Genomic DNA, 20,797 nt, shown 5'->3' on the forward strand with positions numbered 1-20,797 from the left:
CCGATCGTCGCCTTGGTAGGCCCTTACCCCACCAACTAGCTAATCGGACGCAGGCTAATCTTGAAGCGCCAGGCCTTACGGTCCCCAGCTTTCCTCCTAAGAGCTTATGCGGTATTAGCTTGAGTTTCCCCAAGTTATCCCCCACTTCAAGGCATATTCCTACGCGTTACTCACCCGTGCGCCACTCGCCACCCATCTAGCAAGCTAGACCGTGCTGCCGTTCGACTTGCATGTGTTAGGCATGCCGCCAGCGTTCAATCTGAGCCAGGATCAAACTCTTCAGTTCAATTCCTGTGCTAGCTCAAATACTAGCTTCTTTACTTCTTTGTCTCTATTTAGCACTCCAATTCCTCGAAGCGCCCACACAGTTTGTCTTCCACTTCTTAATGAACCCGCCCCGAAGGCGTGATGCGTATTCTACTCATCCGCTCTTCCTTGTCAAACACTTTTTTCATTTTTACTTAAATTTATTTCTAACATTTAGGATTTCTCCTCAGTCATCCCCTTTAGTTAGTCAGCCAGTAGGGAGCATTGCTTGCCAGGCAGTATCGTATAAGCTAATCTATTGAGTAAATTATTAACACGATAGCTTGGAATTGAATAATGCGTATAATTTATTCTCTCTTCTTGGCATTCTGCCTATCACCCTTAGCTTCTGCCAATGACAACCATTACCATCATTATCCGACTCACTCATTGGCAAACGCTTTAAGAACTGGAACCGATACCAATGGTAAACCTTTGTATCTATGTCTGGCTCGCTTATTTAATAGCACTCAGCCGGGTAAAACCTGGGAGGGTTATGGCCGTTGTAATGTCCCCTATGGTGGAAAAGAATACATCATCGACCAATTTGATATACCTCCCAGACAATTGTTTAACCACACCCAGTGGCAAGGAGATAATAGAGAGTCCCCTCTAAGAATTGGCCGTGATAGCAATGGTGCCCCACTATTCTTATGCCAGGCTTTTTTTAAGGGAAGCAGGCAACCGGGCAAAACCTGGCCCGGTTATCATCATTGTAATATTTCCTATGCTGGCCATGAAATTATTACTGATAATTACCTTATACTGATCGATGAACAGCAACGCACACATCAGCATGGCTCTTATAACAATCCATACCAAACCCAATATCCCAGCCGCTACCATGGCCACTCTCAGACTACTCAACAATGTATAAAAGGCCCGTTCGGCGAACAAGTCTGTGGATTCAATTGTTTGCGCTCAATTAATCGGGTTGCTTGTGCAAGAATGCCTGATCAACAATGTGTTGCTGATAGCTTTGGACATATTAGCTGCGGCTATGGTTGCGTGAAATCACACTTAAAAGTAGCCTGTGCTCAAAGACGTGATGAAAATTGTGTCATTAATAGCTTTAATGAGATTGCTTGTGGCCAACATTGTCGAATCGACAATTTTAACCACATTCAATGTGACAATAGTTAGGGCTCGCTTCCAACCCTAGATTCGCTCGTAGCGATAAAAAGTCATATCATACTTATTTTTTTCATCGTGCTGCTGAAAAACAGCTTCCTTACACTGCCAATCTGCTTTGGATATCGCAGGAAAGAAAACGTCAGCATCAAATTGATGGTGAATCACTGTAAGATAAACCTGTGAAGCCAGGCCGAGGGCTTGTTCATAAACAGTGGCCCCTCCAATAATCATCACCTCAGGCGCATTTTTTACCAAGGCTAAAGCCTTCGTAAGCGAGTCGACTATTTCTACGCCTTCGAGGGAAAGGTTTCGTCTACTTAAAATAATATTCAACCTTCCTGCTAAGGGTTTTCCGATGGAGTCATAAGTATTCCGTCCCATGATGATCGGCTTCCCCATAGTGAGGGTTTTAAAATGTTTAAGATCTGCTGGCAAATGACAAAGCAAATGATTATCTTTTCCCAAACCTCGATTTTCATCGACTGCAGCAACTAAACTAATGATAGTCATTTCTGCTTTCTCTTATTCTTGCCATTGATTCTGCCATACGGACTGCGGCCAGCAAACTACCAGTCTCAGCCAAACCGGTACCTGCCAAATCCAGCGCTGTCCCATGATCAACAGAGGTACGAATAATAGGTAACCCAAGGGTCACATTTACTGCCGAACCAAAGCCAGCGTATTTTAATACAGATAACCCCTGGTCATGATACATAGCAACAAAGGTATCGCAGTGCTGCAGATTACGCGGTGTAAACATGGTATCTGCAGGGAAAGGCCCCTGGACATTAATCCCTTTTGCCTTTAACTCGGTTAGGGCAGGAGTAATAACCTCAATTTCCTCTCGCCCTAAATACCCCCCCTCGCCGGCATGAGGATTTAAACCCGCTACATAAATACATGGATTGCTCAGGCCAAAATCAAATTTTAGCGCTGTATGTAAACACTCAACTACTGAAGTAATTAAGGGTTTAGTGACGGCATCAGCCACATCTCGCAAGGGAAGATGAGTAGTGACTAAAGCAACTTTCATGGATTCACAAGCCAATAGCATAACGACTGTCTCTGCATTACAGTGCTTTGCCAGAAATTCGGTATGGCCAGTAAAAGCAATACCGGCCTGGTTAATGATAGCCTTATGTACAGGGGCAGTAACCAGAGCAGCAAATTCACCTTGCAGGCATTTCTCCGTTGCCAAACTCAGCATATTAATTACGTAGCTTGCATTTAAAGGATTCAATTGCCCAGGAACAACCCTGGCAACGCAAGGGATAGATAAAACCGTCAAGTGATTTGGCTTAGTGATAACAGGAGCATCGGGTTGATAATTAGAAAAAGTAATTGGTAATTTCAATTCTGCTGCCCGCTGAGCAAGCAAATCCTTATCAGCTAAAATAACTAGAGGTAAATCATAAGCAGCAAGAGCAAGACATAAATCAGGCCCTACCCCTGCTGGCTCACCACTACTAACCAGTAGGGGTTTCATGCTAATTGCTTATCCAAAATATTAATGTAGGCTTCTGCACGCAAATGTTGCTGCCAATTTTGTACTGCTTCCGTAAATTTCCGCTGTTGCAAAAATTGCCTGACTTGTTGACGCTTGAAAGAGGCTGAATCGTCAATCTTTTTGCGCTCCAAAACCTCAATTAAATGCCAACCAAAAGGTGTTTTTACGGGCTTACTAACCTTATGCAGCGGCAATGCATCCATAACTTTCTCAAACTCTGGTACCAATTCGCCAGCAGTCACCCATCCTAAATCACCACCTTTAACAGCACTGGCAGCATCAAGTGAATATTGCTTGGCCATCAGCGCAAAATCTTTACCTGCCTTTAGCTGTTGATACAAATTATTGGCCTGTTTACTTGCTTCAGTTGAGGTCATACTGGCATCCTGCTTTAACAAAATATGACGCACATGCGTTTTAGTAACCTCATGGTGTTCATCATTGCCACCGATAGCTGTTAATTGGATCAACTGATAACCGTTTCCTGTACGTATTGGTCCAGCAATTTCACCCACCTTCATGTTCACTACCTGCTTGGCAAAAATCTCGGGAAGTTCGGCAAGGTGACGTTCACCCAAATCGCCACCTTCCAAAGCAAATTCCCCACTCGATTCGGCAATCGCCATCCGATTGAAATCATCACCATGTTTTAGTTTAACAAGCAAATCTTTCGCTTTTTGGTGGGCTTTGTTTAATTGCTCTGTTGTGGGCTCTTCCGGTACAGGAATCACAATATTTTGCAGATGATAAGTCTGTTTCGTTTTATCATCCTGTTGCGCCGTTTTCATGTACTCTTCTACCTGTTGAGCTGTCACAGCGACTACGTCTTTACCCACTGCTTTTTGTTGCAACCGGCTAATCAGCATTTCTTTACGGATATTTTCCCGATAGTTTTGCCAACTTAACCCTTGCTTGCTTACTTCTTCTCGCAGCTGAGTCAGGGTTAAATGGTTATTCGTTGCAATTTTATTGAGCGCTTCATTTAAATCGGCGGTATCCACTGTAATGTCATTTTGCTTCGCTACTTGCAGCTCCAAATCAACATCGATTAGATGTTGTAATACTTGTTTACGTAAGACAGTATCTGAAGGCAATTGCATTTGTTTAGCCTCCAATTGCTGTCGTAAAATTTCGACCTGAGAATTCAGTTCACTCTCTGTAATAACACCATCATTAACAACAGCGACCACTTTATCCAAAGGCTGCCCTGCAATAACCATGGCTGGTAAGAGTAACAACAAAAATGCAATCCGCTTTAGCATGCGATTATCCTCTATCTTTTTTCCGGCAATTTAGGCCATTCTTAATCAAAATACAAGCAACTTTAATTAATTTAAAACAAAATCAACCTCTAACTATGAAAACTATCCGTATAACCTGGAACATAAGTGTGTATTGTACTAGCTGGGTCGCTATTTCCAACAGAGCCTAGCCCCTTCAATAAAATCTGTAAATAGACATTATTATTATATCTTGGCTGCAATTGGGTATTTAAATTCTGGAAGGTGCGTCCTCCCAGCAACCTTACTGCCCAACAACAACTATCATATTGTAGCCCCAAAAAAGTCATCATTGCATACCGTTTACTTAAATTATAATTATAAGCACCTAAGGTGCTCCATCTTTCATTTAAAGGCCAGGCATAGGCGAAGGTTGCCTGGTGCAAAGAATTATCCTGCACTTGGCTATTAGCTACTTGCGTAATATCCCCATTAACCAAGTAGGTATATCCGACACTAACAATTTGATTTTTTGCTGGTTGGTAATGAAAATTGAGATGGCCATTATTGGTTGCACTTGTATAGGGATCCCAAACATAATCACCAGTTAACACCCAAGCTGGATGAAAACGATAGACTGCACGACTTGCTATAGGGGATGATTTCGCAAGAGGCGACAGATAACCCAACGTTAAAGGGTTATCGACACAAGTTCCCATGTTATTCTGACAGAGCTGTACCCGCCGATTAGCAAAATAACGAATTTGACCAATGGAAACTGTCGCTTTTTCTCCGCCTGTTTGATCTGAGAGCCAGCGTGAGCTAACGGCATAACTCAATTGGTTAGCATCGCCGATACGATCAAACCCTGAAAAACGGTTAGTACGAAAAAGTTGATCCGTATTAAATATCATATAACCAGAATCGTACACAGGAATAGGCGTTTGATCATGAAAAGGGACATGAAGATAGTAAAGACGGGGTTCTAAAGTCTGGGTAAACATTTTACCCATAACATTGACAGGGCGTTCAAAATACAACCCACCATCAACACTATAGCGAGGTATTGTACGATTAAATTGTCTGCTTAAAGGCGTACCATTGCTATTCAATGCATAAGAGCTGTAATAATTCAATCCATAAGGATAATAATTACTACCATAAGCATTTGTATTTAAGAAATAAGGGCTATTGTTTAATGGAAAGGCATCCCTGTCAAAAAAAGTACGGTTTTGTTTCACATCATAGTAATTTTCTACCAGTTCCACGGAAGGCGTAATAAATCCCCAGGGCTTCATTTGAGGAAAAGATAAAACCGGATTTAAGTGATAACGCGGTCCTTCTGGTTTTAATAAACGACTATCTGGCCATTGGAAGTAGTCAAATTGTCCCAACAAAGAGAAATTACCTCTAAGAGGTAAATCATCATAAACGCCCCGTGCCATTAATTGTGGTAACCGCTGGTAAACATCCTCAATAGGTGTTTGATTGACTGGGCGCAAGGTTTGATAACTTTGGAGCATGCCACGAAATAGCCAATTCTCTGTGGTGTAGGTCAAATCCCCTTGACGTAATAATTGTCGCTCAGTGAGTATGGCAAGATTCGAACTAAAATCCTGCAGATAATAGGGATCTGAAACCTGTTGGAAATTAATCCCCATATGCAAATGAGGATTGAATTGCGTGCTATCTTTCAACTGTACAGACCATCTGTCTGTTGAAGTACCCCGCAATTGTGGGTATTGCACTTCATTATCCAGTATAAAATTGCGAAAAGCGCGATCATTAGGTAAAAAACGACCGTTGAATACCCCATAAGAATGAGTGGTCAAATACCTAAACTGGCCTCCCATCATCAGGCCACGGCGTGAATAAACGTGTGGGATAAGAGTAGCATCATAATTGGGCGCTATATTCCAATAATAGGGTTGGGCGTAATCAAAACCACCAACATTCGACGTTCCAATAATTGGCATTAAGAAGCCTGATTTACGCTCTTTAGAGGTAGGAAAACTAAAATAGGGTGTATAAAACACTGGCCAACCACCTACACGTAATTTAGCATTTCGTGCTACCCCTGTTGCCTTGGCTTTATCGAGAGTAATCGTTTCTGCTTCAATTTGCCAAGCTTTGTCCTCCGGTGCACAATTACTATAAGTAGCCTGCTCTAATCGATAATCTTGATTAGCGAATCGTTGAATCAGGCTAGCACGTCCCCAAGCTGGCAAAATGGCGCCTTGACGTTGTGAATTAAACCGATAGAGAACATCTTCAACTTGCCCGGACTTATCTTGTGGATTAATAGTGGCCTTTCTTGCAATCATTAAACGCTCTGGCTCTAAATATTTTACCTCTCCAAATAATTCAATTTTGGTTACTTTATTCGATTTGGCATCGCGGTAAACATAAGCAGTTTGCGCATTGACAATCCGTTCAGTTTGTTGGACTTCAACATCGCCAGACAATTGGGAGCGGCCTTGATTATAAAAAGACACATTATTGGCCATGATTCGTATTTCATCATCCGCAAGCGGTATAACCGTAAGCGGTTTATAAGAGCCTCGGCAAACAGAAAAAGGGGCATTTTCCTGCCAACCCAGGCATTGAGCAATTCTAGAACGACCAACTGCATTTAACTCAACATCACGCGCGATTACGCAAGCTTGCACCGGCTCCATCATAATATCAGAAGCATAAGTCGCCACATGATACGTGCCTATAGCCAGCGTGCTGGTTGCAATAAAACCTGCAAACACGTAGCGATGACAAATCATTTTATGAATTACTTGCGGTATAGCATCAAGCCTAATGTTCAGCGTCACCAAAATACCTTATGATCCACATGCACAAGGTGCATGATAATTTAGGATCTATTGACATTTCTACTATCTTGGCCGAAAAGCATTGTTTTTCGGATCAAGCTAGCGAAATGCCAACAGATCCTGTCAATTGCAAAAAAACATGACACCTGCAAGCAAGAGTCTACGTGAAATTCTCTCAGTAAATTCTGTAGAATTTCATGGCCGGCTCTAAAAAACAAGGCTGAGGAGTATAACATGCATAATCGACAAAACGCACTTAACAACTGGCTTGAAAAAGTGCTTGCCCCGTCTAAATTTACCCTACATCCTCTAGCAGGTGATGCCAGTTTCAGGCGTTATTTCCGTCTTCACCATAATTCGATGACCCAAGTAGTTATGGATGCCCCCCCTGATAAAGAAGCGTTACAACCTTTTCTCACTGTAACTGGCTTGTTAACCACTGCTGGTGTACGTACCCCACAGATCCATGCCGTCGATAAAGAACAAGGCTTTGCTCTGCTGGATGATTTTGGTGACGCGTTGCTACTCAATCATCTCAACGTAGAAACGGCCAACAAATTATACCCTATGGCTATGAATACACTCATCAAAATGCAGCAATGTTCAACTCAAGCAACGGCACAACTGCCTATCTTTGATAGGCCCTTCATCATGTATGAGTTAAATGTCTTTCGGGAATGGTTTTTAGATGCTTATTTAAAAATAAAACTAACTGCAGCAGAAGAAAAACTATTAGATGAAACATTTGCTCAACTGTGCGACACAATCCTGGAACAGCCACAGTGCTTTATTCACCGCGATTACCATTCACGCAATATTATGTTGCTTGCTGAACATGAAGATCATGCTTTAGGAATTATCGATTTTCAGGATGCAATGCGTGGCCCCTTTACTTATGACCTGGTCTCTCTCCTGAAAGATTGCTACATCCAATGGCCTCGCGAACAGGTCATGAAATGGCTGACTACTTTCCATAGTCAAGCACCCAGTGCAACAGGTTGGTCTTTATCAGCATTTACACGTGCCTTCGACTGGTGTGGTCTACAACGCCATTTAAAAGTGCTCGGTGTTTTCTCCCGCTTGTATTTGCGTGATAATAAAGCCAATTATTTGCAGGACTTACCGCTAACCCATCATTATGTAATGGCGTGTCTCGAAACCTACGAAGAATTACATCCTTTTTATCAATTCATGCAAAATAGGATTCGTTTACCATGAAAACTGCCATGATTTTAGCTGCCGGCAGGGGAGTACGCCTTAAACCCCTTACTGACACAATACCCAAAGCCATGTGCCAGGTACACAACAAACCATTAATTGAATATCACGTGGAAAGACTTGCCCAATTGGGGTTTGAACGTATCGTTATTAATCATGCTTACCTGGGCGGGCAAATACGCCAACATTTTGGTAATGGTGCCCAGTGGGGAGTTGAAATCTGCTATTCTCCTGAGCCGCCGGGCGGACTTGAAACAGGCGGCGGCATTCACGCCGCTTTGCCTTTGTTAGGCAAAAAACCTTTTATAACTGTTAACGCCGATGTTTTTACTGATTATGACTTCACGCAATTACACCTGACGGAAGAAACTATGGTTCATCTGGTTCTGGTTCCTAATCCACAGCATAATCAGGGTGATTTTGGTTTGGGTAATCAACAACAGCTAACTAACGAAAGATTATATACTTTTGCGGGAATAACTTGTTATCGTCCAGAAGTTTTTGAACAATGCAAAACAGGCAGATACTCCGTTGTTCCTATACTTCGCGATTTGGCTGGCAAGAACCTGGCCAGCGGAGAGCTCTACCAGGGTTTATGGATTGATATTGGCTCCTCTGAACGACTCAAATTCGCCAATACCATTTCTCGTACTTAACTCTTTGGAGTTCGAACCCCCTCATAATCGGGAACCTCTTCGATGTCCACTTCTTGTACAGAGGTGGGCTGAGTGGCTTGCTGTTGCTTTTTGCTCACCGCAGCGGCAGGCTCTTCTCCCGGGAAGGACTGTTGCCGTGTAGTCACGTCAATCCCTTGATCCTGCATATAGCTTTCAAATCCGTTATCCCCTTTCATAAGATCGCTAAGCTCATCACCACTAGCTCTAACCTTATTGCCTTTCTTGTCTACAATAAAATCACCACTCTCATTGCTTTTATAGATGACACTATCATCACTACGATAGTGATTGCTCGCAAGCCAGGTATTAAATAAATTATCAACGACTTCAATTTTTTCACGATCTTCATCGTTCTCAGCATCCATTTCAACCCCATCTATGGTAATGCCTCGTCTATAGTCGCCTTTTTGGCTGAACGCATAATCCATTACAACACCCTTATCCTGAATTTTGTCATTCATAAGGTCTGCTTCTTGTTTCGCCAGATTCTGCTGCATATTTTCATAAGGATTGCTAGCACTAATCTCACCGTTCCAAGGCTGACCATTCGGTCCGCGCAGATAATGGACATTCTGGCGAGCATTATCCATCTTTTTCAACATTGTCTGAGCGGGTCCTTTGTTAATTACCCCAGTTTGCGTAAATTTAGCTTTTGCCTGTTCACAAGCATAATCAATTGCCTCAGTAGTAGTAGCCACTTCGATGATTTGCCCAAAAGCCTTAGCAGGTGGCAATAACTCGTGTTTACCTTTACGCGTTACTTTCGATCTAGCCATAATTCACTCTCATATAATTCATTACCAATAAAAATCTAATCCTTAATGGATGCGAAATCGTCATCCCAGGCCATCTTGCAATTTATCCTCATGAATTCGAAGACTTACCTCTTGGAATTCTAATGATTATAGCAAATTCACAGCCTTTAAAGAGCAGTAACCAACGTTTGCAACCGTTAAGAGACCGTAAAACCGTCTATTAATCCAACGGATTCGGAAAACCATCAATAACAGAAGAAAATTGTTTATTCTTCATCGACTCAAAAGAAAACTCATCGACTTGAATAGCATCCCAGCGCGCCCGCTCTACAGCAACAATTGCATCCATGTCTTCCTGAGATAGTTCACCTTTATTGACTTTGTCGATCAGTTTTTCTTTCAAAGCGTCAAATTTAAACCGTTTGAGACCACTAATTTTTTTGAACAGCTCCTCGTGTTTGATGATAAGCTGTAAAGCATTCTCCATCCTATCGACGGGCTGTTTCGAATCCCCACTGAGGTAGAGTGATTTAGTCATCTGCTCACGATAATGGTTATTTTGCATCATTAATTTTGCCAATTGATGATCCAGCTTATCACTTGGATAACGCATTGTTTGTCCAAAAGGAAAGGCCAACAAACGCACTAACAATCCCAGTGGCCGGGAAGGGAAGTTTTGGCAAAAGCCAATCATGGCTTTTTGCGCATGATAGAAACAATAGGAAACAGCCCATTCAGCATGCACTTTTTCATCAGCATGCGCTTCATTTTTTTGAAAATAAAGCAATGCTGCCATAGCAAGATAAAGATAAGACATGCCATCTGCTAATCTTGCCGATAAACGTTCCTTTCGCTTTAACTCACCACCCAAATAAATTAACGATAAATCGGCCAACCAGGCATAAGCGTGACTTAAGCGAGCAAGTCGCTGGTATTCTCGCTTTAAACTATTTGCCGGGGCAGAAATAAAAAGTCCTCCTGTCCATGCTGAACAGATTGTTTTGGCAAGATTACCCATAAAATACTGAATATGCTGCCAAATTAAAGAACGGAAAGTGGCTTTGTCTTCTTTCGAAATAGCATAAAATTCATCGCGTACAAAGGGATGGCAGGCCATTGACCCTTGTCCGAAAATCAACAAATTACGCGACATAATATTCGCACCCTCTACAGTAATAGAAACCGGCACCCCTAGATAATAACCAGTCAAATAATTACGCGGGCCAACTACAACAGCACGGCCTGCATGAACATCCATGGCATTATTTACCGTTATGCGAGCAAGTTCTGTATTAAAATATTTCGTGATGGCCGAAGCAACAGAAGGTTTTTTATGTTCATTAACAGCGGCAACTGTCATTAAGCGATTGGCATTGATTAAGTAATTTAAACCAGCAATTTCAGCGAGCTTTTCCTCTATCCCTTCAAATTGACCAATTTCGACATTAAACTGACGGCGGATTCTGGCAAAAGCACCCGTGGTTAAATAAGCGATTGACGAAGATGCCGCCCCTAATGCAGGCAGAGAAATTGAACGACCAATGGATAGACACTCAACGAGCATTTGCCACCCATGACCAGCATTTTTTTGGCCGCCAATAATCGTTGTTATCGGTACAAAAATATTTTCTCCACGGATAGTACCATTCATAAAGGGTTGATCGGCAGGCAAATGGCGATTTCCTATTTCAAGATTTTCGGTATTCCTGGGGATCAGTAAGCAGGTAATCCCTTCTGCCCCCTCACCTTTCAACAAACCATCCGGATCCTTTAAATTCACTGCCAAACCTATTAACGTCGCAATAGGTGCAAGCGTAATCCAGCGTTTATTCAAATTAATCTTCAGGCCCAAAATCATTTTGCCATCAATTTTCTTTTTAACCACCACCGCTTCGGACTGAATGGAGGTCGCATCACTACCTGCTCCAGGCTCGGTAAGTGCAAAACAGGGTATATCCACTCCTTTGGCAAGATTAGGCAAATATTGCTCTTTTTGCTCTGTAGTACCGTAATAATTAAGTAATTCGCCTGGTCCCAAAGAGTTAGGTACCATGACCGTCACTGCAGCAACCCCTGAGCGACTGGCAATTTTCATAACGATATCAGAATGAGCCCGTGCAGAAAAACCCTTGCCTCCATACTCCTTGGGAATTACTAACCCTAAAAAACCTTTTTCTTTAATATACTTCCAAACATTCTCCGGTAAATCACCGGCCTGACTTACCTTCCATTCATCAATCATGCCGCATAGAGTTTGTGTTTCATTATCAAGAAAAGATTGTTCTTCTTCACTCAGTGTTGAAGAAATATTGGCTAACCTGTCCCAATTAGGTGAACCCGTAAAAATATCTTGCTCCAACCAGGTATCACCAGCATTTAAAGCTTCTTCTTCTGTTTTAGTAAGCTTGGGAATTGATTTGCCTACTCGATCAAAAAGAAAATCACTGATAGCAAAACGGACATGTTCGACATGGATGATTGTGACAGCAACGATTATTGCCAACCAGACTAACAAACCAGCGAACCAAGGCATAGAAAATACAAAGGTGGTAAGTATCAAATAAACTGCAGTACCTATTTCCCAGGTTAAAGCCTTCATGCCGTGATAGAGCACCACCAAGGTGAATATCAAGTAAATAACAAACAGAAGTGTAGCCATATCAATCCCTTCCTTTACCTTAATGGTGAGTAATCACACGGACTAATTGAGTAAATCCTAGTATATACCTGTCTTGAATCATTTTGCGAGTCATCCCACACAAGAGAAAAAGCCGGGATAAAAGCAATTTATTTTTTAATTTTCAACTGGTTTGACGAAGCTCTGCCTGGTTTAATTGCCCTCTTCTATTGCACACACATAACTTGCTTATCTTGTTTTGCTGCCGTATCGTCTTGCGCTAGATCATTATTTTTTATTGAGAGCTATGAGCAAACGTTTGGTTTGGAATTTTGAAATTAGTAACAATAACTTACTCGCTTTAGACAAGCTTCCTCTGGCGGGAAGAGATGAACTTCGTTGGGAAGCACGTTTTTTCTGGCCAGATGATACGATTATTACTTTAAATGGCTTGGATGAGCGCTTTCTTCTTTTATCCAATTATCAGGTCAAGCATCGAGAAGATTGTTATTTACTCTTACCCAATTGCAATTACAACATTAAGAGACGGCGCTCTGAACCACTTTATAAACCCCTCTTAGAGAAAACAACCTTCTGCGGATATAGCAAGAAAATTAATCTCAACGAATACCCTACTGATGCACTTATACCAGGCAGCGATAATCTTCTTGCTGCTGACTTACTAAACAAACTGCAAACTCAGAGTCAGGAAATTGAGGTAATAAAAGAAGCTTTAGTGTACAAATTTAGCACTGTTCCGACCATCAAGCTCGAATTAGCGCGTCTGGAATTAAATGAAAGAATTTTTTTCAGTGCCTGTATTGAAGGGCATTCGCAATTATTGGTCACAACGATAGCAAACCACTTGCTGAAAGGTCAGATTTCTTGCGACTATGTCAATTTCCTACAACAAATTTTAGCGTCATGATAAAAGATCTGCTGGCTATCATTTACAGTTTTGGCAAGATTGGCTTTATTTCCCTGGGTGGCGGCAACTCCATGCTGAAATTACTGGAGTACGAAGCGGTCAATTACCGTCAATGGATTAGCCCGGAAGAATTTGTTGCCATGGTTGGCTCAAGTTTTCTTTTTCCTGGTTTAACTGCAGTTAAATTATCGGCTTTAATCGGTTATAAAGCAGCCGGAATGACCGGCTTAATCCTGGCTGTTGCCTGTTTAAATTTACCTGGCCTAATTATGGCTATCGTTGGCTACCAAGTCCTAAGTAGTCATAATAGCCCCATAACGCGTAAAATTATGATTGCGGTGCAATATGGTGCATTGGCCTTACTCGCTGCCGCTTCTTTTTCCGTTGCCCAAGGGGTTGTCGGCATCTATTTCTCCTGGCCTATAGTAGTTATCTCCATGTTGTTTTTTGCAGCACTAGTCTATTTCCCTTTATCACCCTTTTGGGGATTCCTTGCTTTTATTGGCATTTGTTTCTTTATCGTCCGTTAAAATTAACGCTATAAAGCTGCCCTAGAAACGCAACAAGCTGCCTATAAGAACGCTTGCCTTCGACAAGGCTGATCAACTACCCTAGCGTTATTACCATGTATGTTTTTGGGGAGCCTGGTTTGAGTATTGATTTAGAGAACCCGGAATACTATATCAACCGAGAATTTACCGCGCTTGCATTTAATGAGCGTGTACTGCAACTTGCAAAAGATGAACGCGTGCCATTACTTGAGCGCATGCGTTTTCTTTGCATTTGTAGCGGTAATCTTGACGAATTTTTTGAAATCCGCGTCGCCGGTTTAAAAGAAAAAATTGCCTTGTCATCAAGGAAACTCAACATAGATGGTTTACGTCCCGATGAAATTTTTACTCAATTGAGTAAAAAAGTTCATTTACTCACGGATGAACTTTATGACATCTTCAATAAAGAGTTACTTCCAGGGATGAAAAAGGAAAATATTCATTTTCTTAATACTGACGATTGGACGGAAGATATCCATCTCTGGGCAAAACATTATTTCAAAAATGAAATTTTACCTATCGTCAGTCCTATAGCGCTCGATTTAGCACATCCATTTCCGCGTTTGTTCAATAAAAGTTTGAACTTTATTATCTCATTACGAGGGAAAGACGCCTTTGACCGTAACATTGATTACGCTGTAGTGCATGCTCCACGCTCTTTACCTAGAATGATTCCGCTGCCCTCAGAACTTTGTACAACGGGCGGCAATTATTTTGTCTATTTAGCATCAATTATACAAACCCATATTCACAGCTTGTTCCCTGGAATGGAAATAAACGGTTGTTATCCCTTCCGTCTGACCCGTAATAGCGATCTGTTTTTGCGGGAAGAAGAAATAGAAGATTTGGCTGTTGCGGTACAACGCGAACTTTTTTCCCGGCACTATGGACATGTGGTTAGACTGGAAGTTGATAAGCAATGTCCAGCAAACATTGTTGATTTTCTATTACAGAAGCACCATTTACATCATGAAGACACTTATCACTGTGATGGACCTGTAAACCTGCAACGTTATTACAGCGCCATTAACAGAGTGGATCGACCCGATTTAAACTACCCGCCACTGACAGTGCAATATCCCGAATTTATTCACGAAAAACGCAATTTATTCAATGTATTAGATGAACAGGATATTTTACTTCATCATCCTTATCAGAGCTATGGTGTCGTGATTGATTTTATTCACCAGGCAGCTGCTGATCCCAATGTTTTGGCGATCAAGCAGACTCTTTACCGAACCCACTCTGAATCAGTAATGGTTAAAGCGTTGATAGAAGCCGCTCGCTCCGGTAAAGAAGTCACGGCAGTCGTTGAACTTCGCGCACGCTTTGATGAGGAATCAAACTTAAAACTTGCTAATCATTTGCATGAAGCAGGTGTACTGGTTCTTTATGGTGTCATGGGTTATAAAACTCACGCAAAAATGACCCTTGTCGTGCGTAGAACGCATGGAAAATTAAAGCGCTATGTCCATTTGGGTACTGGTAACTATCATGAGCAAACGGCGAAACGTTATACTGATCTTGGCTTATTAACCAGCGAACCAACCATTACAGCTGACACGCAAATTATCTTTCAGCAACTGACTGGCCTAGGAAAAACAGTAAAACTTAAAGCCTTATGTCATTCTCCTTTTACCTTACAAAAAAATCTTTTACAGTTAATAGAGGAATGTAGTCAAAGTGCTCGCGAAGGCCAGGAGACCGAGATCAACATTAAGGTCAATGGGTTAACTGACAAAACCATGATCCAGGCACTTTATCGCGCCTCTCAGGCAGGGGTGAAAATTAATCTTTTAGTACGGAGTGTTTGTTGCCTTAAACCCGGTATTCCGGGGGTCTCTGATAATATCCGCGTCATTTCAATTGTAGGTCGGTTCCTGGAACATCACCGCGTTTATCATTTCCGTACCCACCATGCAGAACATTACTATTGCTCCAGTGCTGATTTGATGGAACGGAATTTGTATAATCGCATTGAAATTATGTTCCCTATCCTTGATGAAAACTGCCAGAAACGCATCAAGCAAGAAATTTTTAAAAATTATTTGCGCGATAATTGTAATGCCTGGGAGATGCAGGCAGATGGTACTTATAAACCAATGACTAATGGTAATTACTGTGCTCAGGATAAGTTACTACAGCTCTATGCGAGCTCAACGCAATAGCCTCGGTTCGAATTAGATTAAAAGTGTTTTACTGGCTTTTCCTGGTTCTTCTCGCGCTAGACGGGGAACCAGATAGCCCGGTAATTGTTTTTGTAATTGTCTATAAATTGCTAAGGCAGCTGTTTGCGGTAGATCAAAATGCGCAGCTCCCGCTACTGTATCTAACAAATGTAAATAATAAGGTAGCACTCCGCAGGCAAAAAGACGCTCACTTAATTCGGCCAAAATAGTTGCTTCATCATTAATGCCTTTTAGAAGAACAGATTGATTAAGCAAGTGACATCCAACCTGGCGCAAAGCCGAGCATACCTCTGCAACCTGTTCATCAAGCTCTTGCGCATGATTGCTATGTAAAACAACAACCTTTTGTAATCTGGTTGTCCCGAGTAATTTTAATAAATCCTTATTAATCCGTTCCGGCAAAACAATCGGAATGCGCGTATGAAAACGCAGCGTTTGTAGATGGCGGATAGCCTCTAATTGCTGTATCAATTCAGCCAATACTGCATCAGCTGCCAATAGCGGATCGCCACCACTCAAAATAACTTCGCGGATGCTAGTATCAGCACGGACATAATCAAGCACCTGCTGCCAACCATCACGCCCCGGATTATTATTCTGATAAGGAAAATGCCGTCGGAAACAGTAGCGGCAATTCACAGCACAGGCTCCCGTTAAGGTCAGCAATACTCGCCCCTGATACTTGTGTAATAAGCCAGGAAGTGGATTACCTTTGCTTTCACGGAGTGGATCCGCAACGTAACCATCAGCAACAGATAATTCCTCTTCAACAGCAAGCACTTGCAAAAGAAGCGGATCACGGGGATTGCCGCGTTGCATACGTGCAGCAAAACTACGTGGAACCCTGGTTTTAAACTGTTTATCAGCAGCAGTACTACCTAAACCAGAAGGTAGTGCTAAAAATTCCAGCAATTCATTGACGGTGGCAAAGCCTTGCGCCAGAATCTTCTGCCAACTTATAGAGTAATCTCGCATTAATTGTACAAAATTGATAAACTGCGAACTCTAACGAAATTGCAACAAAATCTCAACAGTGGAGCACTGATGGCAATCTACAGTACCAATGAATTTAAGAATGGTTTAAAAGTTATGGTTGATAATGCACCTTGCAGCATTGTCGATTGTGAGTTTGTTAAACCGGGTAAAGGACAGGCATTTACACGTGTGAAAATCCGGAATCTGAAAACAGGGCGTGTCGTTGAACGTACTTACAAAACCGGTGAAACCCTACCTTCAGCAGATGTTGCTGATGTCGAAATGCAATATTTATATACGGATGGTGAACTATGGCACTTTATGGTTCCTGACAGCTTTGAACAATATGCGGTAACGTCTGAAGCCTTAGCTGATGCGGTACAGTGGTTAAAAGAACAGGACCTTTGTGTGGTTACCTTATGGAACAATGAACCTATCCAGGTCACTCCCCCTAATTTTGTTATTCTTGCAATCACAGAAACCGATCCTGGCCTTAAAGGCGATACTTCTGGCGGTGGCGGCAAACCGGCAAAACTGGAAACAGGCGCTGTGGTGAGGGTTCCTTTGTTCGTACAAACGGGCGAGTTGATTAAAGTTGATACCCGAAAAGGTGAATACGTATCTCGCGCAAAAGAATAGTGAATTTCTGGCTGCAGGAGATGAATACAATCCAAATCTTGCAGCTTACTTCCATGACAAAGGCAGGGGTCTTGTTTGATAGAGTGCTGTCAACTTTTTGCAGCCATCTTTGTTTCTTTAACAACATACTTTAATATTTGCTGAGCAATATCTTCGCCTGTTGCCAGCTCCATTCCTTTAAATCCTGGCGAAGAATTGGCTTCACAAATTTTAAAACCCTGGGTATCAAACAACAAATCGATTCCAGCGATTTGTAAATTAAACAAACCAGCACAGTCTATCGCCAATTTCTCTATTTCGGGGGTAATGGCAAAGGGAGCCACTTCACCACCTAGCGAATAATTCGCTTTAAAGCTATTCTTAGCCGTACGTTTCATACAACCAATTACCTTAGTACCCAATACAAAAACACGTAAATCACGTCCATAACTGCTGGCAACAAACTCTTGTAAAATCATCTGATGATCGCCACTATGAGTACCAATCAGTTCCATCAAATCCCTAAAACTCTCTGCCGTTTCGCATAAATGTATCCCAATACCGCGCGCACCGGAAATATTCTTAATCACTAAAGGAAAACCAATTTCATGTTCAACAAGAGCGATAGGAACTGGAAATTTAACCAGCATCGTTTTCGGAAAGGGTAAGTCACTTTGCGCAAATAGTTGGCTAAGGAGCATTTTATCTTTAACTATTTCAATAGCAGCAGAATTATTACAGGTATATACCCCCGATTTTTCCAATTGACGAATAATTGCTAAAGCAAAATAAGACGTTTCGGCACCTAAACGAGGCAAGAGAAAATCAGGCAATGCCACCCGTGCACCATCTAGCAAAATACTTTTCTTATCATGCTGAGTAATAACCAATTCAAATTGTTCAGGTCTATAAACATCAAGCTCTATCTGTAAACTAGTAGCAGCTGCTAATAGCCGATTAACACCATGATCGGTTGGCAGCAACTCTTGCTTATTACGTTTGTATAAGATCCAGCCTTTCATGTCACCTCGCGCCCTTGGTATATCAAATTATATACAACAAAATCTATCTTCCCAATGGGAAAAAAAACACAGGATAGACTTCGTCCATTTTTTTGTGAGCAGATCATGACATTCTATTTTCAACATCAATACCACTCGGCAACAAACTCATAAGTCTTTTGCTAGAACTGCAGCAATCGTGCCAGCATATAAATAATAAAGAGAAACTGGTACGAAAAAAATTAAGCAGGTTTATACCGTACTTGCCCAACCTTGTGAACCTATACGTGATGATCTAGTCGATGCTTGTGAGAACGAGTAGGAATTTATAGAAAAAGGAAGTTAGTGAGCAACTTAGAAGCGCGAAGCTGCTCACAATAGGGGCTTACCAACCACGATTATACCAGCCTCGATAACCATAAACGCCGCGGTAGCCAGGCCAACCAATGTTACGCCAACCATAAGAAGAGCCCCAGTAATAGGGTCTTCCCCAATAGAGAGGCCTATTCCAATAAGAAGGCCTGTAGCCATAATAACCAACGGAGTAAACATAATCGTTATTATAACCAGGAGAATAAACCGTTGTTGGCGCGCACCCCGTTAAAAACAGGGTTGGAAAAAATAGACCTAAGGCAATAATTAATTTTTTCATCGTGTGCTTCCTTGCCGATAAGTGCACTTTAATTATACCACAAGAATTATTTTTGAACAAAATAACAACCACTGCCTTCTTGCGTTTAAACGGCAATAACATTGCGATAAGTGCATCAAGGTGATTAGTTAAAACGACTATTCGCCAATGAAGCTCCCGTACCTACGCCACTTGTCTAGTCAGTATCTGGTTGATGGGGCTAAAACCATCGTTCAGCATTTGAGGTTGCGGAAAGAAGAAAGAATCTTGCAATATGACTAATCGATATTTAATACAGGCAACGACTTCCTGAGTATCTGAGCCTTCAATGACGCTCATGGTGGCGATCTATGAAGTACTTTAGGTTTCCTGCACCACAAGCAGGTATACACACCGCACCCCAAACCAATCTCCCTATACTGAAATTACATTTTGGTTCAGCCAGGGATAGTCATTACCCATATGGTTTATAATAGACCATTCAGCGCTTTTTTTGAAGCGCTCCAGTCCAATTCCAGTCCCGGTTTTAAAACTAACTCCTCGTTAAAATCGGAGGTTCTGCCTGTTCTAAAGGCGAAGGATTTCTAATTTATTGAAATAAAATTGCTTTTTTTAGGCATTTTTTCGCCGAAAAATTTATTTGCAATCATTGTTACGCTTGTAAATAAATATTCCTTCGCAGTCATCATTAAAAACAAAACTGTCCAGCTAATCGCGAAAATTTTCAAACTGTAAAGGTAACTCAATATCTGATTTCTTTAGCAAAGCAATGGCTTCTTGCAAATCATCACGTTTCTTGCCAGTTACCCGGACTTTATCCCCTTGAATAGAAGTTTGTACCTTTGCCTTACTGTCTTTGATTAATTTTACAATATCTTTTGCTGTTGGTTGATCAATACCCTGTTTAAAGGTCATTGACAGAGAGTAAGTTTTACCAATATGAACAGGTTTATCTTCCATATCAACACCGGCAGCACTTACACCCCGTTTAGTACAATGGTTACGAAATAAATCTTCTAGTTGTCTAACCTGAAAATCAGACTCCGATTTAAGTGTCACTGTTAAGTCCTTCAGTTCTATACTGGATTCTACACCACGGAAATCAAAACGTGTGCCCATTTCCCGCAGCGCATTTTCTACTGCATGCCTTAATTCAACTTCATTGATTTCTGAAACAATATCAAAAGATGGCATAATTGACCTATTTAAATACAAGACGCACCCTACTAATTTTTTAGCATGCTGCATCGGTTTATAAAAAAGTTATTGTAACTAAAAAAACTGGTTAAGGTATACCCCGTTATCTTTCCGTGAATAAAGAATATCCGCTACTATAGAGAAGAAACTATACAACACTTGAAGAAGGATTTTTTTAATTAAATCAGGGAGTAAGATATGCCTTTTTGTGAACAGGGTGTGATTAAACTTAGTCATTGCTTTCACTCGACTGCCAGGGAAAAAAAGAGCATGGCGGAATTCCTTTCTATCCTGAAGCACGACTCATTATCTTGCATGGCGAAGATATTACTTTAATGCGTTCCACCATTTTTTACTGGATTCAGTGGCTATTAAATTTTAGCCCTTTTCGTCTTGATGAGAAAGAAATGGCCAAAGGCAATTAACGTGATTTATATCAATAGCAGGATAC

The 20,797-nt window shown here is 41.5% G+C and carries 19 protein-coding genes and 1 rRNA gene; 8 read left to right on the plus strand and 12 right to left on the minus strand.

Features of this window, described 5'->3' with window-relative positions:
• Positions 1 to 286, minus strand: a 16S ribosomal RNA gene (locus ACN4Z1_RS00005); the annotation flags it as partial.
• A gap of 317 nt (positions 287 to 603) precedes the next feature.
• Between ACN4Z1_RS00005 and ACN4Z1_RS00010 the strand changes: the two genes are divergently transcribed.
• Complete coding sequence (locus ACN4Z1_RS00010) at positions 604 to 1,449, plus strand: DUF3421 domain-containing protein (RefSeq protein WP_228363737.1); 846 nt, start codon at positions 604 to 606, stop codon at positions 1,447 to 1,449.
• Positions 1,450 to 1,464: 15 nt separating this feature from the next.
• Here the strand turns inward: ACN4Z1_RS00010 and ACN4Z1_RS00015 are convergent, their stop codons facing one another.
• The 4 genes from ACN4Z1_RS00015 to ACN4Z1_RS00030 all read right to left on the minus strand — a co-directional run bounded on the left by ACN4Z1_RS00015 (position 1,465) and on the right by ACN4Z1_RS00030 (position 6,941).
• Positions 1,465 to 1,950 carry a dihydrofolate reductase gene (locus tag ACN4Z1_RS00015; RefSeq protein ID WP_228363736.1) on the minus strand — a complete coding sequence of 162 codons (486 nt, stop codon included), beginning with the start codon at positions 1,948 to 1,950 and terminating at the stop codon, positions 1,465 to 1,467.
• Positions 1,937 to 2,926 carry a 4-hydroxythreonine-4-phosphate dehydrogenase PdxA gene (gene pdxA, locus ACN4Z1_RS00020; protein ID WP_228363735.1) on the minus strand — a complete coding sequence of 330 codons (990 nt, stop codon included), beginning with the start codon at positions 2,924 to 2,926 and terminating at the stop codon, positions 1,937 to 1,939. Before pdxA ends, ACN4Z1_RS00015 begins: the two co-directional genes overlap by 14 nt.
• Positions 2,923 to 4,209, minus strand: a complete 1,287-nt coding sequence (locus tag ACN4Z1_RS00025) for a peptidylprolyl isomerase (RefSeq protein WP_228363734.1) — start codon at positions 4,207 to 4,209, stop codon at positions 2,923 to 2,925. The genes pdxA and ACN4Z1_RS00025 overlap by 4 nt, the downstream gene beginning before the upstream one ends.
• Before the next feature lie 89 nt (positions 4,210 to 4,298).
• Positions 4,299 to 6,941, minus strand: a complete 2,643-nt coding sequence (locus ACN4Z1_RS00030) for an LPS-assembly protein LptD (protein WP_370634580.1) — start codon at positions 6,939 to 6,941, stop codon at positions 4,299 to 4,301.
• Between the two features lie 282 nt (positions 6,942 to 7,223).
• Between ACN4Z1_RS00030 and ACN4Z1_RS00035 the strand changes: the two genes are divergently transcribed.
• Both ACN4Z1_RS00035 and murU read left to right on the plus strand, forming a co-directional pair.
• Entirely contained in the window at positions 7,224 to 8,207 is a 984-nt protein-coding gene (locus tag ACN4Z1_RS00035; RefSeq protein ID WP_228363733.1) for an aminoglycoside phosphotransferase family protein, read from the plus strand.
• Positions 8,204 to 8,863, plus strand: coding sequence for an N-acetylmuramate alpha-1-phosphate uridylyltransferase MurU (gene murU, locus ACN4Z1_RS00040; protein ID WP_228363732.1), 660 nt, complete (start codon positions 8,204 to 8,206; stop codon positions 8,861 to 8,863). Before ACN4Z1_RS00035 ends, murU begins: the two co-directional genes overlap by 4 nt.
• Here murU and ACN4Z1_RS00045 read toward each other — a convergent pair.
• Positions 8,860 to 9,660 carry a hypothetical protein gene (locus tag ACN4Z1_RS00045; protein WP_115220217.1) on the minus strand — a complete coding sequence of 267 codons (801 nt, stop codon included), beginning with the start codon at positions 9,658 to 9,660 and terminating at the stop codon, positions 8,860 to 8,862. The two genes, murU and ACN4Z1_RS00045, sit on opposite strands and share 4 nt — an antisense overlap.
• A 199-nt stretch (positions 9,661 to 9,859) precedes the next feature.
• On the minus strand, positions 9,860 to 12,298 hold the full coding sequence (locus tag ACN4Z1_RS00050) for an acyl-CoA dehydrogenase (RefSeq protein WP_228363731.1): 2,439 nt from the start codon (positions 12,296 to 12,298) through the stop codon (positions 9,860 to 9,862).
• Between the two features lie 265 nt (positions 12,299 to 12,563).
• On the opposite strand from ACN4Z1_RS00050, the gene ACN4Z1_RS00055 reads away from it, so the two are divergent.
• From ACN4Z1_RS00055 to ppk1, 3 genes are all read left to right on the plus strand, one after another.
• Positions 12,564 to 13,184 (plus strand): hypothetical protein, encoded by a 621-nt coding sequence (locus tag ACN4Z1_RS00055; protein WP_228363730.1) that lies wholly within the window; start codon positions 12,564 to 12,566, stop codon positions 13,182 to 13,184.
• Positions 13,181 to 13,714, plus strand: a complete 534-nt coding sequence (locus tag ACN4Z1_RS00060; RefSeq protein WP_228363729.1) for a chromate transporter — start codon at positions 13,181 to 13,183, stop codon at positions 13,712 to 13,714. The genes ACN4Z1_RS00055 and ACN4Z1_RS00060 overlap by 4 nt, the downstream gene beginning before the upstream one ends.
• A gap of 119 nt (positions 13,715 to 13,833) precedes the next feature.
• Positions 13,834 to 15,903 carry a polyphosphate kinase 1 gene (ppk1, locus tag ACN4Z1_RS00065; protein WP_181879299.1) on the plus strand — a complete coding sequence of 690 codons (2,070 nt, stop codon included), beginning with the start codon at positions 13,834 to 13,836 and terminating at the stop codon, positions 15,901 to 15,903.
• A gap of 12 nt (positions 15,904 to 15,915) precedes the next feature.
• On the opposite strand, the gene epmB is transcribed toward ppk1, so the two are convergent.
• Positions 15,916 to 16,899, minus strand: a complete 984-nt coding sequence (gene epmB / locus ACN4Z1_RS00070) for an EF-P beta-lysylation protein EpmB (protein ID WP_228363728.1) — start codon at positions 16,897 to 16,899, stop codon at positions 15,916 to 15,918.
• A 69-nt stretch (positions 16,900 to 16,968) separates the two neighbouring features.
• Between epmB and efp the strand changes: the two genes are divergently transcribed.
• Complete coding sequence (gene efp / locus ACN4Z1_RS00075) at positions 16,969 to 17,538, plus strand: elongation factor P (protein ID WP_058446250.1); 570 nt, start codon at positions 16,969 to 16,971, stop codon at positions 17,536 to 17,538.
• A gap of 89 nt (positions 17,539 to 17,627) precedes the next feature.
• On the opposite strand, the gene ACN4Z1_RS00080 is transcribed toward efp, so the two are convergent.
• From ACN4Z1_RS00080 to ACN4Z1_RS00095, 4 genes are all read right to left on the minus strand, one after another.
• Positions 17,628 to 18,539, minus strand: a complete 912-nt coding sequence (locus ACN4Z1_RS00080) for an ATP-grasp domain-containing protein (RefSeq protein WP_228363727.1) — start codon at positions 18,537 to 18,539, stop codon at positions 17,628 to 17,630.
• Positions 18,540 to 18,903: 364 nt separating this feature from the next.
• Positions 18,904 to 19,170: a hypothetical protein gene (locus ACN4Z1_RS00085; RefSeq protein WP_228363726.1), complete on the minus strand. Its 267-nt coding sequence runs from the start codon at positions 19,168 to 19,170 to the stop codon at positions 18,904 to 18,906.
• A gap of 162 nt (positions 19,171 to 19,332) precedes the next feature.
• Entirely contained in the window at positions 19,333 to 19,488 is a 156-nt protein-coding gene (locus ACN4Z1_RS00090) for a hypothetical protein (protein ID WP_228363725.1), read from the minus strand.
• A gap of 369 nt (positions 19,489 to 19,857) precedes the next feature.
• Positions 19,858 to 20,343, minus strand: coding sequence for a YajQ family cyclic di-GMP-binding protein (locus ACN4Z1_RS00095; protein WP_228363724.1), 486 nt, complete (start codon positions 20,341 to 20,343; stop codon positions 19,858 to 19,860).
• Positions 20,344 to 20,582: 239 nt separating this feature from the next.
• Between ACN4Z1_RS00095 and ACN4Z1_RS00100 the strand changes: the two genes are divergently transcribed.
• Positions 20,583 to 20,771: a hypothetical protein gene (locus ACN4Z1_RS00100; RefSeq protein WP_228363723.1), complete on the plus strand. Its 189-nt coding sequence runs from the start codon at positions 20,583 to 20,585 to the stop codon at positions 20,769 to 20,771.
• Positions 20,772 to 20,797 lie beyond the last annotated feature (26 nt).

The organism is Legionella sp. ST3F1, from assembly GCF_048553315.1.
GTDB classification, from domain to species: domain Bacteria; phylum Pseudomonadota; class Gammaproteobacteria; order Legionellales; family Legionellaceae; genus Tatlockia; species Tatlockia donaldsonii.

Coding starts and splice junctions, on each gene's coding strand:
- ACN4Z1_RS00080 (WP_228363727.1), bottom strand. CDS start 18,539: ATGAAAGGCTGGATCTTATACAAACGTAATAAGCAAGAGTTGCTGCCA.
- pdxA (WP_228363735.1), bottom strand. CDS start 2,926: ATGAAACCCCTACTGGTTAGTAGTGGTGAGCCAGCAGGGGTAGGGCCT.
- epmB (WP_228363728.1), bottom strand. CDS start 16,899: ATGCGAGATTACTCTATAAGTTGGCAGAAGATTCTGGCGCAAGGCTTT.
- ACN4Z1_RS00035 (WP_228363733.1), top strand. CDS start 7,224: ATGCATAATCGACAAAACGCACTTAACAACTGGCTTGAAAAAGTGCTT.
- ACN4Z1_RS00090 (WP_228363725.1), bottom strand. CDS start 19,488: ATGAGCGTCATTGAAGGCTCAGATACTCAGGAAGTCGTTGCCTGTATT.
- ACN4Z1_RS00050 (WP_228363731.1), bottom strand. CDS start 12,298: ATGGCTACACTTCTGTTTGTTATTTACTTGATATTCACCTTGGTGGTG.
- ACN4Z1_RS00015 (WP_228363736.1), bottom strand. CDS start 1,950: ATGACTATCATTAGTTTAGTTGCTGCAGTCGATGAAAATCGAGGTTTG.
- ACN4Z1_RS00055 (WP_228363730.1), top strand. CDS start 12,564: ATGAGCAAACGTTTGGTTTGGAATTTTGAAATTAGTAACAATAACTTA.
- ACN4Z1_RS00045 (WP_115220217.1), bottom strand. CDS start 9,660: ATGGCTAGATCGAAAGTAACGCGTAAAGGTAAACACGAGTTATTGCCA.
- ACN4Z1_RS00085 (WP_228363726.1), bottom strand. CDS start 19,170: ATGAAAAAATTAATTATTGCCTTAGGTCTATTTTTTCCAACCCTGTTT.
- murU (WP_228363732.1), top strand. CDS start 8,204: ATGAAAACTGCCATGATTTTAGCTGCCGGCAGGGGAGTACGCCTTAAA.
- ACN4Z1_RS00095 (WP_228363724.1), bottom strand. CDS start 20,343: ATGCCATCTTTTGATATTGTTTCAGAAATCAATGAAGTTGAATTAAGG.
- ACN4Z1_RS00025 (WP_228363734.1), bottom strand. CDS start 4,209: ATGCTAAAGCGGATTGCATTTTTGTTGTTACTCTTACCAGCCATGGTT.
- efp (WP_058446250.1), top strand. CDS start 16,969: ATGGCAATCTACAGTACCAATGAATTTAAGAATGGTTTAAAAGTTATG.
- ACN4Z1_RS00030 (WP_370634580.1), bottom strand. CDS start 6,941: ATGATTTGTCATCGCTACGTGTTTGCAGGTTTTATTGCAACCAGCACG.
- ACN4Z1_RS00060 (WP_228363729.1), top strand. CDS start 13,181: ATGATAAAAGATCTGCTGGCTATCATTTACAGTTTTGGCAAGATTGGC.
- ACN4Z1_RS00010 (WP_228363737.1), top strand. CDS start 604: ATGCGTATAATTTATTCTCTCTTCTTGGCATTCTGCCTATCACCCTTA.